Source organism: Actinomadura alba (assembly GCF_014323705.1).
Lineage (GTDB): Bacteria > Actinomycetota > Actinomycetes > Streptosporangiales > Streptosporangiaceae > Actinomadura_C > Actinomadura_C alba.
This window is the reverse complement of sequence record NZ_JABVEC010000040.1, coordinates 1-15514: the sequence shown is the minus strand read 5'-3', so window position 1 is coordinate 15514 and position 15514 is coordinate 1. Positions and strand designations below refer to the sequence as shown.

13 protein-coding genes are annotated in these 15514 nt (G+C 71.2%); 9 read left to right on the top strand and 4 right to left on the bottom strand.

Annotated elements, in window-relative coordinates:
* The first annotated feature begins 92 nt into the window (after positions 1–92).
* Positions 93–1355: an MFS transporter gene (locus tag HKK74_RS33365; protein ID WP_222723054.1), complete on the top strand. Its 1263-nt coding sequence runs from the start codon at positions 93–95 to the stop codon at positions 1353–1355.
* Positions 1356–1365: 10 nt separating this feature from the next.
* Here HKK74_RS33365 and HKK74_RS33360 read toward each other — a convergent pair whose 3' ends face one another.
* The 3 genes from HKK74_RS33360 to HKK74_RS33350 all read right to left on the bottom strand — a co-directional run bounded on the left by HKK74_RS33360 (position 1366) and on the right by HKK74_RS33350 (position 3272).
* On the bottom strand, positions 1366–1764 hold the full coding sequence (locus HKK74_RS33360) for an ankyrin repeat domain-containing protein (protein ID WP_187247396.1): 399 nt from the start codon (positions 1762–1764) through the stop codon (positions 1366–1368).
* A 150-nt stretch (positions 1765–1914) separates the two neighbouring features.
* The gene (locus HKK74_RS33355) at positions 1915–2682 is read right to left on the bottom strand and encodes an alpha/beta hydrolase (RefSeq protein WP_187247395.1); all 768 of its coding nucleotides are present in this window, start codon (positions 2680–2682) and stop codon (positions 1915–1917) included.
* A gap of 335 nt (positions 2683–3017) precedes the next feature.
* On the bottom strand, positions 3018–3272 hold the full coding sequence (locus tag HKK74_RS33350; protein WP_187247394.1) for a hypothetical protein: 255 nt from the start codon (positions 3270–3272) through the stop codon (positions 3018–3020).
* 521 nt (positions 3273–3793) lie between these two features.
* Here HKK74_RS33350 and imuA' point away from each other — a divergent pair.
* The 7 genes from imuA' (at position 3794) to HKK74_RS33315 (ending at position 14023) form a co-directional block, all read left to right on the top strand.
* Positions 3794–4528, top strand: a complete 735-nt coding sequence (imuA', locus tag HKK74_RS33345) for a DnaE2-dependent mutagenesis accessory factor ImuA' (RefSeq protein ID WP_187247393.1) — start codon at positions 3794–3796, stop codon at positions 4526–4528.
* 350 nt (positions 4529–4878) lie between these two features.
* Complete coding sequence (locus tag HKK74_RS33340) at positions 4879–6429, top strand: DNA polymerase Y family protein (RefSeq protein WP_187247392.1); 1551 nt, start codon at positions 4879–4881, stop codon at positions 6427–6429.
* Positions 6430–6479: 50 nt separating this feature from the next.
* Positions 6480–9890, top strand: coding sequence for an error-prone DNA polymerase (locus tag HKK74_RS33335; RefSeq protein ID WP_187247391.1), 3411 nt, complete (start codon positions 6480–6482; stop codon positions 9888–9890).
* A 19-nt stretch (positions 9891–9909) separates the two neighbouring features.
* A complete protein-coding gene (locus HKK74_RS33330; protein WP_187247390.1) occupies positions 9910–10422 on the top strand; it encodes a GNAT family N-acetyltransferase in 513 nt (170 codons plus the stop codon).
* A gap of 138 nt (positions 10423–10560) precedes the next feature.
* Positions 10561–11256, top strand: a complete 696-nt coding sequence (locus HKK74_RS41145) for a TetR/AcrR family transcriptional regulator (RefSeq protein ID WP_187247389.1) — start codon at positions 10561–10563, stop codon at positions 11254–11256.
* Positions 11257–11468: 212 nt separating this feature from the next.
* A complete protein-coding gene (locus HKK74_RS33320; RefSeq protein WP_187247388.1) occupies positions 11469–12395 on the top strand; it encodes an ABC transporter ATP-binding protein in 927 nt (308 codons plus the stop codon).
* On the top strand, positions 12392–14023 hold the full coding sequence (locus HKK74_RS33315; RefSeq protein ID WP_187247387.1) for an ABC transporter permease: 1632 nt from the start codon (positions 12392–12394) through the stop codon (positions 14021–14023). The genes HKK74_RS33320 and HKK74_RS33315 overlap by 4 nt, the downstream gene beginning before the upstream one ends.
* A gap of 102 nt (positions 14024–14125) precedes the next feature.
* On the opposite strand, the gene HKK74_RS33310 is transcribed toward HKK74_RS33315, so the two are convergent.
* Positions 14126–14476: an ATP-binding protein gene (locus HKK74_RS33310; protein ID WP_187247386.1), complete on the bottom strand. Its 351-nt coding sequence runs from the start codon at positions 14474–14476 to the stop codon at positions 14126–14128.
* 169 nt (positions 14477–14645) lie between these two features.
* Between HKK74_RS33310 and HKK74_RS33305 the strand changes: the two genes are divergently transcribed.
* The gene (locus HKK74_RS33305; protein ID WP_187247385.1) at positions 14646–15467 is read left to right on the top strand and encodes a DUF5753 domain-containing protein; all 822 of its coding nucleotides are present in this window, start codon (positions 14646–14648) and stop codon (positions 15465–15467) included.
* Positions 15468–15514: the final 47 nt, after the last annotated feature.

Here is a 15514-nt window from a genome sequence, read left to right as displayed (position 1 = left end):
GGAGCGAACTCACTAATATCAGTGAGGTTTCTTAACAGAGAGACGCGCCTGTTTCTTTACAGAGAGACGCGCCTACAGGGAGACGGGTACGAGTGCGGGGCTGGATGCGGTCGAACCTCAACGGGTTGCCCGGCACGTACTGGTACCTGTGGACCGGCATGCTGGTCAACAAGGTCGGCGGCTTCGGCATCCTGTTCCTGTCGCTGTACCTCGTGAACACCCGCGGGCTCGACCCGACCGCGGCCGGAGCCGTGGTGGGGCTGAACGGTCTCGGCGGCGCCGTCGGCGTCCTGGCCGGCGGGGTGCTCGCCGATCGGTGGGGACGCCGCCGCACCCTGCTGGCCTGCCATGCCGCCGCGTCCGCGCTGATGTTCACGCTCGCCTTCGTGTCGTGGTTGCCGGCCATCGCCGTGATCAGCTGTCTGCTCGGCGCGGCGCAGACGATGGCCGGCCCGGCGATGGTGGCGGCGATCGTCGACGTGGTGCCGGAACACGACCGCACGCGAGCGTTCAACCTGCAGTTCTGGGCCTTCAACCTCGGCACGGCCGCAGCCGCACTGCTGGCCGGGCTGCTCGCCGAGGCCAGTTTCACGCTGCTGTTCGTGGTCGACGGGGCCGCCACGTTCGCGACGTTCCTCGTCTTCCTGCTGCGCGTGCCCGAGACGCTACCGCCGCGCGCCGCCACGGCGGGGACGGCACTCCCGCCACCGGGCAGGCGTGGGCTGCACACCGCGCTCACCGACCGGTTCTTCCTGCCGTTCGTCGGCCTGACCCTGCTGCTGGCCGTCCTCAGCAGCCAGACCTCGACGATCCTGCCGCTGGCGATGAAGGCGGACGGGCTGGGCCCGTCGGCGTACGGCGCGCTGATGGCGTTCGCGGGCGGTCTGATCGTCGCCGGGCAGCTCTTCGTACCCCGGCTCATCGGCACCCGGAGCAAGGCGGTCGTGCTGGCCACCGCGAACGCGCTGCTCGCCGTCGGCTTCACGCTGGTCGCCTTCGCCGACGCCGTGCCGCTGTACGTCGTCGCGGCGGTGATCTGGACGATCGGATCCATGGCCGCCGCCCCGCCCAACGCCGAGATCATCGCCGAGCTGTCGCCCGCCGACCTGCGCGGGCGCTACCAGGGGGTCTTCTACCTGACCTTCCCGCTGGCCGGCTTCATCGCGCCCGCCCTGGGCGGCGTCGGCCTGCAGCGGCTCGGCGACCGGCACTGGCTGATCTGCGGCGTGCTCGGCGTGCTGGCCGCCGCCGGGCACCTGCTGACCGGCCGGGCACGGGAGCGCCGCGCCGCGGAGCTCCGGGCGGTGCGGGCGGGCGACGGCACCCCCGCCCGTGCCGGGCGGCTGAGCGGCTGAGCGCCCGGCGTCAGCTCCGGTCCTCGGTGGCCTCGCAGAGCAGCTTCCACTCCAGGCTGTAGTCGCGGGTCAGCCTGGCGATGTCGAGCGGGGTGTGACCGTGCACGTCGGCACGCCGCAGGTCGGCACCGGCCATGCGGAGCATCTCGATGACCTCGTCACGCCCGTCGGCCCGGAAGGTCGCGAGGATCAGCGGGGTGTAACCGCTCTCGGTCGTCGCGTCGACGGACGCCCCCGCGGCGATCAGCACCCGGACGGCGTCCACCGACCATTCCTGGCAGGCGAGGTGGAGCGGGGTGAAACCGTCTTCGTCGCACTGATTGGGATCGGCGCCCTGAGCGAGAAGTTCGCGAAGCCGGTCCGCCTCGTTCAACGCGGCGGCGGCATATAGGTCGTGGCTCCCTGGCATGACCTCTATTGTCCGCCGAAGCCCGCCCGCACGTCGCCAGTTTCTGTCAATTCGCTCTGACTTCTAGTGAGATTCCTGCGTCGGGGCGGGCCGGCGCCGTCCCGGGTGGAGGCTCCACCGGGTGATCCACCAGGCCTTTTCCGCAATGGACTAGGACGCCCCCGACGCGATCCAGTCGGCGATCCGCGTGATCAGGACGGGGGTGGCGGCCGCCTCGGCATGCCCGAAACCCGGCTCGATCCACAGCTCGCGAGGCTCACGCGCGGCGCCGTACAGTTGCTCCGCGTGCTCGACCGGCAGGAAGGGGTCGGCGTCGCCGTGCACGACCAGCAAGGGCACCGGCGCGACCCCGCCCGCGAGTTCGTGCGGCGCCGCGGGGACCGGGTTCCAGCCCTTGGCCGCGATGCGCGTGCCGCGGGCCACCCGCGCCGCGAGCCGCCCGGAGGGCCGCTCGATGGCCCAGTGCACCCGGCGCATCATCGCCGTTCCCCGGTAGTACCAGCGCGCCGGCGCGCTCACCGAGACGACCGCGTCGACGCCGCCGTGCAGGGCGGCGTGCCGTACGGCGACCGCTCCGCCCATCGAGAAGCCCACCACGGCGACCCGCCCGTAACCCAGTTCCCGGGCGCGGGCCACGGCGGCGTCGACGTCCAGTACCTCGCGGTCGCCCACGGTCGACCGGCCGCCCGAGCGCCCGTGCCCGCGGAAGTCGAGGCTGAGCACTCCCCCGGTGCGGTTCAGCACCGCCGCGATCCGGCGCAGCATGGGCTGCCGCCAGTGGCAGGTGAAACCATGCAGCAACACCACGCAGAGGCCGTCCGGATCCGGGCCGTCCGCTCCGCGGTGCGGAGCGGACAGGTGGCCGGCGTCGATACGGACACCGTCGTCGGCGAGCAAGGTCAGCTGTTGAGCGGTCATCGCCCCGGCTTCCTTTTCGCGGGATCAGTTGTTCTTCTCCGGGATTATCCCGCCCCGAAATCATCTTGCTACAGCCGCCCCTGACCAGGAGCACCCCGGCGCACCGGACCCCGGACCTTATGGGCCTCACGCAGCAGGCGGGCCATGTGCTGAAAACGGAATCGACGCCGGGCCGGCCGTGCTCGGCATCTCACAGCGCACCTACCGCGTCCCGTCTCAATGTGGACATATCTCTCATTTGATAGTCGCAGCCAGGAAAGGGTCCCGCGCGCATGGCGCGGGACCCCTGTTGCCGGGCAATAGCCCCATGCGTGTCGCAGTCAGGTCGCTACTACTTACTCTCCGCCGCCGCCGTGGTGGTGGTGCCGCCGCTCCTCATTGTTCGGGTTCGGGTCGTCCTCCTCGTTCAAGAAGAAGTCGCCCTCTTCGACGACGAAGTCCTCGCCAAAGTTTTCACCACCGCCGCCACCACCGTGCGGGACGGCCGTGACCGCCGCGGTCGCAGGAGCCGCCGTAGCCGTCGCGAAGGCCGCCCCTCCAGCGAACGCCAGGCTGGAGAGGACAACTGCCATATACTTCGGAATCCTCATTGAAACTACCTCCCTGGAGAATTCAAGCCGTGCAGGCTGGAATCGAGTTTCTATGGAACGGAGTCGGTTTCCCGGCACGGCAGCTGGCCATCACACCGGGCAGTACACGCACCAACGGGCTCACCCCCTGACTCCATGCCGAATCTTCCAGTAACGCAATCCCCATAGGCCAACCGGCATAAACAGCAAGATGTCCCGACTTGACCTGGCGGCCATGCTTCGAAGACCGGGCTTTACTCCAGTACTCATATCCCGGCGGATAGGGACGACGCAGGCGCGGCGGACAATCTTCTGTGCATTGAAGAGACCAGGCCGTTTGGATTCCCCGGTTCGACCCACTATAGGTCACCACAGTAACGGACATAAGGCATAATAACCAATAGACTGGAATAGTCTCTATTTAAGGCTTTAATCGTATTCTGCTCGCGAGTCCAGGGCGCCGGCGCGCCCCGCGAGGATGGCCGGGAGACCCGGGGGTGATCGACTTGACTTTGTCGAACTGATGTTCGACGCTGGTCGTCGTGGGGGTTCCGATGGAGATGTCGGCGCAGGTCGGAGCGGTGCCGACCGGTGTCGGCCGGCTGGAATCCGGCACGAGGGCACCGGCTCCAGTGCCCGTGTCGAGGGCACTGGAGCCGGTGCTCGGCAACGGGCTCCGCCGGGGCTCGGTGGTGTCCGTCGCGGGCCCGGCCGCGGGGTCGCTGGGGCTCGCGCTCATGGCCGAGGCGTCGTCGGCCGGCGGCTGGTGCGCGGTCGTGGGGGTGCCGGAGCTGGGCATGGTGGCCGCCGCCGCCATGGGCATCGAACCGGCGCGGCTGGTGCTGGTCGACGATCCGGGGCAGCGGTGGCCAGAGGTCGTCGCGGCGCTGATGGAAGGGGTCGAGGTCGTGCTGTTGCGCCCGGGCGGAAGGCCGGATCCCACGGTGGCACGCCGTCTCACCGCGCTGGCCCGGCGGCACGGCTCCGTACTCGTGTCCGCCGGGGCGTGGGAGGGGGCGCACGTGCGCCTCCAGGTGCGTGAGGCCTCATGGATCGGCGTGGGCGACGGCCACGGGCACCTGCGCGGCCGGCAGGCACTGATCCACGCCGAGGGCCGCGGCGCCGCCGGTCCCGGCCGCCAGGCATGGGTGTGGCTGCCCGACCCGGACGGCCACATCACCGCCGCGACCCCCACCCGCCTGGAGGCCACCGACGACTCCGGCCTGACCACCACCGCCCCCGACCCCGTGCACTACCCGCTGGCGGTCGCCACGTGAACACGAAGGCCTCCGCCTCCACGTCCCCGCGGGAACCCACCCGAGCCGTCGGCGATGGCCGTGCTGAAGGCGCCCCGAGCGGGCCCGTGGCGTCTGTGCCTGAAGAGCCCGCGAGGGGCGCGGCGGTGGCTGGACTGAGGAGCGCGCGGAGCCCCGAGCGGGCCGATGGCGGCTGGACTGAGGAGCGCAGGGAGCGAGGTACGAGCGACCGAAGCGACGAGGGAAGCCGTCATCTCAAAGGCCCGCGAGGCGCCGAGCGGAGCGAGGCCGAAAAACAGGAACGAGCGAGCACGCGACGAGGGAAGCCGCCGCCTCAAAGCGCCCCGAGCCGCCGAGCCGAAGGCGAGGCCATGAACAGGGCGCTCGTGCTCTGGTGTCCGGACTGGCCGGTGACCGCGGTGGGGGTCGACGCGGCGACGGCGGGTGCGGTCGTGGTGCAGGGCCAGGTCGCGGCGTGCACGGCTGCGGCTCGTGCGGCGGGGGTACGCCGCGGGCAGCGGTTGCGGGACGCGCAGCGGCACGCGCCGGAACTGGAGGTGCGTGACCGGGACCCCGACGCGGAGGGGCGGCTGTTCGAGCGGGTCGCGGCGGCGATCGCCGAGGTCACCCCGTGGGTAGAGGTCGTACGGCCGGGCATGTGCGCTCTGCCCGCGCGTGGGGCGGCCCGCTACCACGGGGGTGAGGAGGCCCTGCGGATCCTGATCCAGGACACCGTGGTGGAGCTCGGCTTCGACTGCGGGGCCGGCATCGCCGACGGGCTGTTCGCCGCCGAGCTCGCCGCCCGCACCGGCGACGGCGGGTCGATCGTGCCGCCCGGTGGGTCGGCGGAGTTCCTGGCGCCCTATCCGGTGACCGTGCTCGGCCGGCCCGAGCTGGCCGGCCTGCTCGACCGGCTCGGGATCCGCACACTCGGGGCCTTCGCGGCGCTGCCCGTGGAGCGGGTCGCCGAACGGTTCGGCGCCGATGGCCGGGTGGCGCACCGGCTGGCCCGGGGGCTGGAGCCGCGGCCGGTGTCGCCCCAGCCTGGGCGGGCCGACCTGTCGGTGAGCACCGACTTCGACCCGCCCGCCGACCGGGCCGACCGGGTGGTCTTCGCCGCGAAGTCGCTCGCCGACGAGTTGCACGCGGGGCTGGCCGCCGCCGGGCTGGCCTGTGTGCGGCTCGGCATCGAGGTGGCCTGGGACGACGGGCGTGAGATGGCGCGGCTGTGGCGGCACGACGGTGCGCTGTCCTCGCTCGCGGTGGCCGAACGGGTCCGCTGGCAACTGGCCGCCTGGCATCCCGGGGAGCCGGATGACAGTACCGGGGAAGAAGCCGGAGAAGGGGCCGGGGAGGGCACCGGTGGGATCGCCCGCCTGCGGCTCTGCCCGGATCAGCTGGTTCCCGACGAGGGCCGGCAGCAGGCGTTGTGGGGGCAGACCGACCTGGCCGACCGGGTCGCGCGGGCGGCGGCCCGGATCCAGGCGATGCTCGGTCATCACGCGATCACCCAGCCGGTGCTGGTGGGCGGGCGGGGGCCGGGCGACCAGGTCGTGCGGGTGCCGCTGGGCGATCTCCCACCGCGGCTCTCCGAGCAGGGGCCCTGGCCGGGGCGGCTGCCCGCCCCGGCACCGGCCGTCGTTCATCCGGAGCCGGTGCCGGCGGCGGTGACCGACGCCGCCGGTGCCCTCGTCATGGTCTCGGGCCGCTCCACGGTGTCCGCGCCGCCCGCCCATCTGGCGGTCGGGGGCGGCCCGCCGGTGCCCGTGACGGCGTGGACGGGGCCATGGCCGGCCACCGAGTACTGGTGGGATCCCGAGCGGTCCCGCCGCCGGGCCCGCTTCCAGCTCGTCACCGCCGACGCGGCGTACCTGGTCGCGGTGGAAGGGGGCGAGTGGCATGTCGAGGCCACCTATGACTGAGCCGACCGGGTGCCGCGCCCGGCCGGCCCGCATGGCGAGGAGGGCCGGCCGTGGGCTGGGGTGACCCGCCCATTCCGTGGCGGGAGTTCGAGCGGCGCCTGTCCTGGCGCACCCGTGGCGACCGTGGCACCGGCGGCACCGGCGGCTCCGACGACTCCGGTGGTCCCGGTGACCCCGGCACCGCCCCTCACGGGCGGGACGACGGTGGGGTACGGGAGCTCCCGGCGGCCACCCGGCCCACCGGCGGGCCGGCCGGCGGGCGGCACGCGGTCGCCTGGGCGGAATTGCACTGCCACTCCTCCTTCAGCTTCCTCGACGGCGCGTCCGGTCCGGAGGCGCTTGTCGCCGAGGCCGTCCGGCTCGGCGTCGAGGTCATGGCGATCACCGACCACGATGGGATGTACGGCGCGGTGAAGTTCGCCCTGGCCGCCCGCGGCACAGAAGTCCGGACGGTGTTCGGGGCCGAGCTCAGCCTCGGCCTGTCCGCGCCGCAGACCGGCGTGCGCGATCCGGAGGGCGAGCATCTGCTGGTGCTGGCCCGCGACCCCGACGGATACCGGCGGCTGTGCTCGGTCATCAGCGCCGCCCAGCTCGCGGGCGGGGCGAAGGGCCGGCCGGTGTACGACCTCGAGACGCTGGCGGCGGCCCATGACGGCCACTGGGCGGTGCTGACCGGCTGCCGCAAGGGCGCCGTCCCCCGGGCCCTGCGCGAGCACGGGCCCGAGGCCGCCGAGCGGGAACTGGCCCGGCTGGCCGGGATGTTCGGCCGCGGCAACGTGTTCGTCGAGCTGACCGACCACGACCAGCCGGGGGACGACGCCCGCAACGACCTGCTGCATGAGCTCGGCACCCGGGCGGGGGTCGGGGTCGTGGCGAGCGGCAACGTGCACTACGCGGCTCCGGCCGACGCCACCCTGGCACAGGTGCTCGCCTCGGTGCGGGCCCGCTCCAGCCTGGACGACATGGCCGCCTGGCTGCCCGCGAACGGCACCGCGCACGTGCGGTCCGGGGCCGAGATGGCGGCCCGGCTGGCCCGCTTCCCTGGCGTACGAGAGCGGACGGTCGAGCTGGCCCGGGCCTGCGCGTTCGACTTCAAGGTCGTGGCGCCGAACCTGCCGGACTGGCCGGTGCCCGAGGGCCTCACCGAGGCGGACTGGCTGCGGCACCTCGTCGCCGAGGGGGCGCGCGACCGCTACGGCCCGCCGGACGCCGAGACGACCCCCGGGGCCTACGCGCAGATCGCCAGGGAGCTCGACGTCATCGAGCGGCTCGGCTTCCCCGGCTACTTCCTCATCGTCCACGACATCGTGGCGTTCTGCCGGAGTGAGGACATCCTGTGCCAGGGCCGCGGCTCGGCGGCCAACTCGGCGGTCTGCTACGCGCTCGGCATCACCGGGGTCGACGCCGTACGACACGGGCTGCTGTTCGAGCGGTTCCTGTCCCCCGGCCGCGACGGGCCGCCCGACATCGACCTCGACATCGAGCACCGCCGCCGCGAGGAGGTCATCCAGTACGTCTACCGCAAGTACGGGCGGGACCGTACGGCCCAGGTCGCCAATGTGATCTCCTACCGGCCCAAGATGGCGCTGCGCGACGCCGCCCGCGCCTTCGGGCACTCCCCCGGCCAGCAGGATGCCTGGTCCCACCAGGCCGGCCCGCACGAGCCACCGCCGCCCGAGGCGGGCGTGCCCGCTCCGGTGACGGCCGTGGCCGAGCGGATGTACGAGCTGCCGCGCCACCTCGGGATCCACTCGGGCGGCATGGTGATCTGCGACCGGCCCGTCGGCGAGGTATGCCCGGTCGAGTGGGCCCGGATGCCGGGGCGCAGCGTCCTGCAATGGGACAAGGACGACTGCGCCACCGCCGGGCTGGTGAAGTTCGACCTGCTGGGGCTCGGCATGCTGTCGGCGCTGCACGACACCTTCGACCTGGTCGCGGAGCACCACGGCCGCCGCTACGCGCTGCACTCGATCCCGCCCGAGGACCCGCTCGTCTACGACATGCTCTGCGACGCCGACACCGTCGGTGTCTTCCAGGTGGAGTCGCGGGCGCAGATGGCCACGCTGCCGAGGCTGCGGCCGCGCCGGTTCTACGACCTGGTGGTCGAGGTCGCGCTGATCCGGCCCGGCCCCATCCAGGGCGGCTCGGTCCATCCGTACCTGCGCCGCCGGAGGGGTCTGGAAGAGGCCACCTGCCCGCATGAGCTGATGGAGCGCTCGCTGAGCCGTACGCTCGGCGTGCCGCTGTTCCAGGAGCAGATGATGCAGCTCGCGGTCGACTGCGCCGGCTTCACCCCCGACGAGGCCGACCGGCTCCGGCAGGCCATGAGCGCCAAGCGCGCCCCCGAGCGCATCCATCAGCTGCGGCAGCGGCTGCTGGACGGCATGGCCGAGCGCGGTATCACCGAGGACGTCGCCGAGCAGGTGTACGACAAGATCCTCGGATTCGCGAGCTTCGGCTTCCCCGAGTCCCACGCGCAGAGCTTCGCCCATCTGGTCTACGCCAGCGCGTGGCTCAAACGGCACTTCCCCGCAGCGTTCTGCGCGGCTCTGCTGCGCAACCAGCCGATGGGGTTCTACCACCCGCACACGCTGATCGACGACGCGCGCCGGCACGGTGTGGTGGTCCGGGGCGTGGACGTCAACGCGAGCGACGCCGACGCCGCCCTGGAACCTCTCCCCGCCGATCCCGATCATGCGGGCGCCCAGGTCGCCCATGCCGTCGAGGGGACCGGGAACGCCCGGGTCCACCCGCACGCCCCCGATACGCGGCAGCCCGCGCTGCGGCTGGGCCTGTCCTCCGTACGTGATCTCAACCGGGACACGGCACGCGAGATCGCCGCCGGCCGCCCCTACCAGGACATGGAGGACCTCGTCCGCCGGGTCCCCCTGCCGGCGGCCGCGCTGGAGGCCCTCGCCACCGCCGGGGCCTTCGGCTGCTTCGGGCTGACCCGGCGCGAGGCACTGTGGGCCGCCGGGGCGGCGGCCCAGATCCGGCCCGGCCAATTGCCGGGGACCACCCCGGGGGGCACCGCGCCGCCGCTGCCCGAGATGACGCCGATCGAGGAGACGATCGCCGATCTGTGGGCCACCGGCGCCGCCCACACCCATCCGGTGGCGCACCTGCGGGCGGAACTCGACGAGCGCGGCGCGGTCACCGCCGCGTCGCTGAAGGATCTGCCGGGCGAGACCAACGTCATCGTCGGCGGGCTGGTCACCCACCGGCAACGCCCGGGGACCGCGGGCGGGGTCATCTTCCTCAACCTCGAGGACGAGACCGGCATGGTGAACGTGATCTGCCGCCCCCAGGTGTGGGAGCGCCACAAGTCGATCGCGCTGCGGTCGTCCGGCCTGCTGGTCCACGGCCGGCTCGAATGCCACGACGGGGCGATCAACCTCACCGCCACCCGACTCCGGCGGCTCCCGGTCGTGGCGGCCGGCCGCAGCCGCGACTTCCGCTGACTCCCCTACCATGGGCGGGGTGGAGGAGATCATCACGTATCTGGAGATGACCAGTGCGGACGGGCTGATTCCGGCACGGCCGGTGCCCGAGATGACCCTCGAGCGGGTCGATCCCACCTCCCCTCTCATCGTGCCGACGCAGACCCGGATGGGGGCGCCGTTCGGCTGGCGCACCGCCACGAGGTCGCCGGAGCAGTGGGCCGAATGCCTCGCCCACCCCCTTCGGCAGTTCTGGGGCATCCGGTACGCAGACGAGATCGCCGGAATCATCGACTTCGATTCCCAGCCGGGCGGCGAGGTGGAGATCACCACGTTCGGCCTGCTGCCCGAGTTCGTCGGCAGAGGGCTGGGCGGCCACGCGCTGACCCTGGTGGTCCGGCAGGCTTGGGCGGCCGAGCCGGTCGACGCCGCGTCCGTTGGTCGCGTATGGCTGCACACCTCGACGCGCGATCATCCGAACGCCCTGCGCAACTACGAGCGTCGCGGCTTCCGTCCCTACAAGACCCGGGTGAACCGGCGCCACGACCTCTGAGGTCCCGTACGGCCTGACCTGCGGGCCACCCGTCAGTCACCCCCTCACGTGACCGGCCTCACCGGCGTGCACCCAATCGGCTGTACAGACGTATGGTATACATCTGTATTGCATGCTGAACGTTTGTATTGGAGCGAGATGGGATCAGCCGAACGACCAGAGGACGCGGCGCACGAGGACCTGACGGCCCGCGCCCGGATCAGGGATGCGGCCCTGATCCAGTTCGCCGAGCGAGGCGTCAAGGGGGCGACGATCCGCGGCATCGCGGAGGCCGCCGGCGTGTCGCCCGGGCTGGTCCAGCACCACTTCGGTTCGAAGGAGGCGCTCCGGGAGGCCTGCGACGCGTACTCGATGGAGGTCATCCGGAGCACGTCCGAGACGGCCACCAGCGACATGGGCGACCCCGGCTTCCTGTCGGTCATGATGCAGACGACCCTGCCGATACGGCGCTATGTGGCGCGCGCCATGGTGGACGGCTCCCCGGCCGCCGCGGCGCTGTTCGACGAGATGGTCGACTACACCCGGCAGTACATGGAGCACCCGGCAGCGGGCCTCGGCACACCGCACACGTCAGATCCGCATGCGTACGCCACCGCGCTGGTCGCCATCAGTCTTGGCCCTCTCGTGCTGCACGAGCACCTCTCCCGGGCGCTGGACGGCGACGTCCTGTCCATGGAGGGATACCCGCGGCTCGGCCTGGCCATGGTGGAGGTCTTCGCCGACGACATCATCAGCCCCGACCTCGTCGAGCAGGCGCGCAAGGCCTTCGGCGAACTGCTGGCCGACTCTTCGACATCGCGCGCACCCGCACCGGCCGAGAACGACGGTGACTGACGCCTCCCGCGCGCCGGCCGCCTACGGCGTCCGCGATCGCGCCGACCGGCTGCCGACCTCCTGGGCGGCGGCCCGGAAGACCGACTCCGACCCGCCTGCCCCGCCTCGGCCGTGTGCGTCCGGGCACGGCCATCGGCTCAGTTCTCGGCACACCGCCCCGTTCCGGCGGCCGGCGTGCAGTCCGACTCACTCTTTATGAGAGGAAATCCCCCATGAGCACACAGGCGGAGCCGGCGATCTCGATCTCCGGTCTGCGCAAGTCGTTCGGCGGCTCGATGGCCCTGGACGGCCTCGACCTCACCGTGGCCGCCGGAGAGGTGCACGGCTTCCTCGGCCCGAACGGCGCCGGTAAGTCGACGACGATCCGCGTACTCCTCGGGCTCCTGCGGGCGGACGCCGGGCAGGTCGGCCTGCTCGGCGCGCACCCCTGGAACGACGCGGTGGAGCTGCACCGCCGTCTGGCGTACGTGCCGGGCGATGTGAACCTGTGGCCAAACCTCTCCGGCGGGGAGGCCATCGACCTGTTCGGATCCCTGCGCGGTGGCCTGGACGAGCGGCGCCGCGAGGACCTGGTCGAACGCTTCCAGCTCGACACCTCGAAGAAGGCGCGGACCTACTCGAAGGGCAACCGGCAGAAGGTCGCCGTCGTGGCGGCGTTCGCGTCGGACGTCGAGCTCTACATCCTGGACGAGCCGACCTCGGGGCTGGACCCGCTGATGGAGGCGGTCTTCCAGGACTGCGTGCGCGAGGTCAAGGCGCAGGGCAAGACGGTCCTGCTGTCCAGCCACATCTTCTCCGAGGTCGAGGCACTGTGCGACCGGGTGAGCATCATCCGGGAGGGCAAGACGGTCGAGAGCGGCACGCTGGCCGAACTGCGTCACCTGACCCGGACGTCGATCTCGATCGAGACCGCCCAGCCCATCACCGGGCTCGAGGACCTGCACGGCGTGCACGCCGTCGACCTCGACTCCACGCGTGCGAAGTTCGACGTCGACACCGCCGAACTCGACCGCGTGCTGCGCTACCTCACCCGCTTCGAGGTGCGCTCGCTGGCCAGCGCCCCGCCGTCGCTCGAGGAGCTGTTCATGCGGCACTACGGCCGCGACGGGCACGGCGCCGAACTGGAGACGGCGCAATGACCGCCTTCACGGGCACAGCGCGGCTCACCCGGCTCGCGCTGCGCCGCGACCGCGTACAGCTGCCGATCTGGATCCTGAGCGGGGTGGCGCTGCTCGCGGCCACGGTCTCCTCGACGAACCAGCGATACCCGAGCGACGCGGATCGCATCGAGGTTCTGCGCACCGCCGTCGACAGCCCGACCCTCCTGATGTTCCGCGCCGCGCCCACCGGGTCGAGCACCGGGACCATGGCGATGTTCCAGATCCTCGCCTTCCTCGCCGTGGTGGCCGGGCTCATGAGCACCCTCGCCGTCGTACGGCACACCCGGCAGAACGAGGAGACCGGCCGCGCGGAGATGCTCGGTGCGACGGTGGTCGGGCGGCACGCGATCCTGACCGCGGCACTGATCGTGACGGTCATCGCCAACGCCGTGCTGTCCGTACTGCTCGGGTTCACGCTCGTCGGCAACGGCGAACCCGCCTCGGGCTCCTTCGCGGCGGCCGCGGCCGTCGGTGCCACCGGCATCGCCTTCGCCGCCATCGCCGCCATCGCGGCGCAGATCACCCAGACCTCCCGCGCGGCCAACGGCATCGCCGCCGCCGCCATCGGTGCCGCGTACGTGGTGCGCGGTGCCGGCGACGCGCTGGGCGAGGTCCAGGCGAACGGATACACGATGGTCAGCGCCTGGCCGTCCTGGCTGTCCCCGATCGGCTGGGCGACCGAGGTGCGCCCGTTCGCCGGCGACCGGTGGTTGGTGCTCGCGCTCCCGCTCGCGCTGTTCGCCGCCGGAACCGGGATCGCGTTCGCGCTGACCGTCCGGCGGGACTCCGGCGTAGGCATGATCCCGGCTCGTCCGGGCCCGACCAGGGCCGCACCGCGGCTACTCGGCCCGCTCGGGCTGGCCTGGCGGCTGCAGCGCGGCACACTGTACGGCTGGGCCGTCACAATCACGCTCACCGGCCTGACCGTCGGCTCCCTCGGCAACTCGCTCACCGGCGACAACGCGCTGCCCGAGGGCGCGGCCAACACCATCAACAGTCTCAGCGGCGGCGACGACGGCAACCTCATCGACTCGCTCAACACGGCCATGATGGGCTTCATGGGCATGATGGCGGCCGGGTACGCCGTCCAGGCGTTGCTGCGGCTGCGCTCCGAAGAGGCGGGTGGACCGGCGGAGGCGGTGCTCGCCACCGCCACCGGCCGGTCACGCTGGCTGGGCGCCCACCTCACCATCGCCGTGGCCGGCGCACTCGCCCTGCTCCTGCTCGCCGGGGTCTCGATGGGCCTGGTGTACGGGCTGAGTGGTGACGACCTCGGCGGAGAACTGGCCAAGCTGACAGGCGCGGCATTGGTGCAACTGCCACCGGCACTGATCCTGGCCGGGTTCGCCGTGGCCGCGTTCGGGCTCCTGCCACGGCTGACCATCGGGCTCGCCTGGGCCGCACTCGCCGTCAGCCTGATCCTCGGACAGCTCGGCGAGCTGTTCGAGCTGCCCCAGGTGGTACGGGACCTCTCACCGTTCAGCCACGTTCCCGCGCTGCCCGCCGGCGAGCTCACCGTGACGCCGCTGGTGGCCCTGGCCGCCATCGCGCTGACGCTGGGCGCGGTCGGCATGGCCCTCTTCCGGCGGCGCGACCTCGCGCTCTGACCCACGGCACGCAGTTGATCAAGCATTGAGGCACCTCCACGTGCCTCAATGCTTGATCAAAGCTCGATCGGAGCACCGATCAGGCCACCCACGAGATGCCTCTCATCTGAGCAGCGCCCATATGGTCTTACCTCCCTTGTCGCTCGTGTCGTACCAGCCGAATTCGGCGGCCAGCGAGCGCACGATGTTCAGCCCCCTGCCGGATTCGGACACGAAGTCCGGCTCCCGCACGACCGGGTGTTCCGGGGACGAGTCCCAGACCTCCAGCAGCGGACGGCCGTGATGAGGTCCCAGGAACAGCCGGATGCTCCCTCGGGTCTCGGGTACATCGGAGGCCGTCGCCCTGACGGCGTTCGTCACCAACTCCGAGACGATCTGACCCGCGTTCTCGATCAGATCGGCGTGCCGCAGACTGATCAGCTGATGCCTGACAAAAACGCGGGCAATAGCCACAGACTGTGGAATAGGCACCAAGGTGACCTCTAGCCGGGACTTCCCCGGCACGGCGATCGCGCCCACTTTTCACCGCCCTTGTCCATCGTCGTTTCCGATGACAAGAGTGGTGCGAACGGACTAACTTGTCGCGTGTCGATAACACTCCCGACACACGTGAGCGTGACATATGCCCCCCGTCGAATACCTCAATCCGGATACGTCGTTCAAGCACTGGATCGCTTCCGACCTGCGATTCTTTCGAGAGCGGGAAGGTCGCTCGCTGTCCCAGATGGGCCTGGTCATGGGCTGCAACCGGCATACCGTGTCGAACATCGAGCACGCCCGCGACGGCTGGAACATGAACGAAGACCAGGCCGAAAAACTCGACGCGTTCTTACGACTCAATGGGCATTTCCAGCGACTTGTTCGCTATGCCCGAACCGCCCACGACCCCGACTGGTTCGCGGAGTACACCGACCGCGAGTCCAGGGCCCTGACGATCCGGACCTACCGGCTCTCACTCATCCCCGGGCTCTTCCAAACTCCGGAGTACACCCGGGCGCTCATTGCTCCGCCACCCATGGTTGCGGACGTGGAAGCGGTAGTGGAAAGCCGCATGAAGCGGCAAGAGGTACTCACGCGAAGTAAGCCACCGCTGATCTGGGTGCTACTCGATGAGGCCGTGCTGTCTCGACCGGTGGGCGGCGCACAAGTAATGCGGGATCAACTCGCACGACTACGAGAGATGGCAGAGTTGCCGCACGTCACGATACGCGTCATACCGCAGTCGACTGGCGCCTACCTTGGCCTGGACGGCTCCTTCAACAGCCTGACCATGGAAACCGGCGAGCTCGTTTTCGTGGAGGCACCGGGAGGCGGCAGGCTCATCCAGGGAAGCACGGAGATTCGGGAATTCGGGGTACGTTGGGATCGGATCGGATCGGCGCAAGCGCCCTACCGTGGGACCTCATGCGATCTCATAGCGCAAGCGATGGAGCGGTTTTCATGACCACCTGGCGAAAGTCCACCCGTAGCGGCAGCGGAAGCGCGGGCGGA

What these genes read in the sequence shown, in the direction of transcription:
- HKK74_RS33360 (WP_187247396.1), bottom strand. Translation starts at nt 1,764, where the DNA reads ATGCCAGGGAGCCACGACCTATATGCCGCCGCCGCGTTGAACGAGGCG.
- HKK74_RS33355 (WP_187247395.1), bottom strand. Translation starts at nt 2,682, where the DNA reads ATGACCGCTCAACAGCTGACCTTGCTCGCCGACGACGGTGTCCGTATC.
- HKK74_RS33350 (WP_187247394.1), bottom strand. Translation starts at nt 3,272, where the DNA reads ATGAGGATTCCGAAGTATATGGCAGTTGTCCTCTCCAGCCTGGCGTTC.
- HKK74_RS33340 (WP_187247392.1), top strand. Translation starts at nt 4,879, where the DNA reads ATGAACAGGGCGCTCGTGCTCTGGTGTCCGGACTGGCCGGTGACCGCG.
- HKK74_RS41145 (WP_187247389.1), top strand. Translation starts at nt 10,561, where the DNA reads ATGGGATCAGCCGAACGACCAGAGGACGCGGCGCACGAGGACCTGACG.
- HKK74_RS33320 (WP_187247388.1), top strand. Translation starts at nt 11,469, where the DNA reads ATGAGCACACAGGCGGAGCCGGCGATCTCGATCTCCGGTCTGCGCAAG.
- HKK74_RS33315 (WP_187247387.1), top strand. Translation starts at nt 12,392, where the DNA reads ATGACCGCCTTCACGGGCACAGCGCGGCTCACCCGGCTCGCGCTGCGC.
- HKK74_RS33305 (WP_187247385.1), top strand. Translation starts at nt 14,646, where the DNA reads ATGCCCCCCGTCGAATACCTCAATCCGGATACGTCGTTCAAGCACTGG.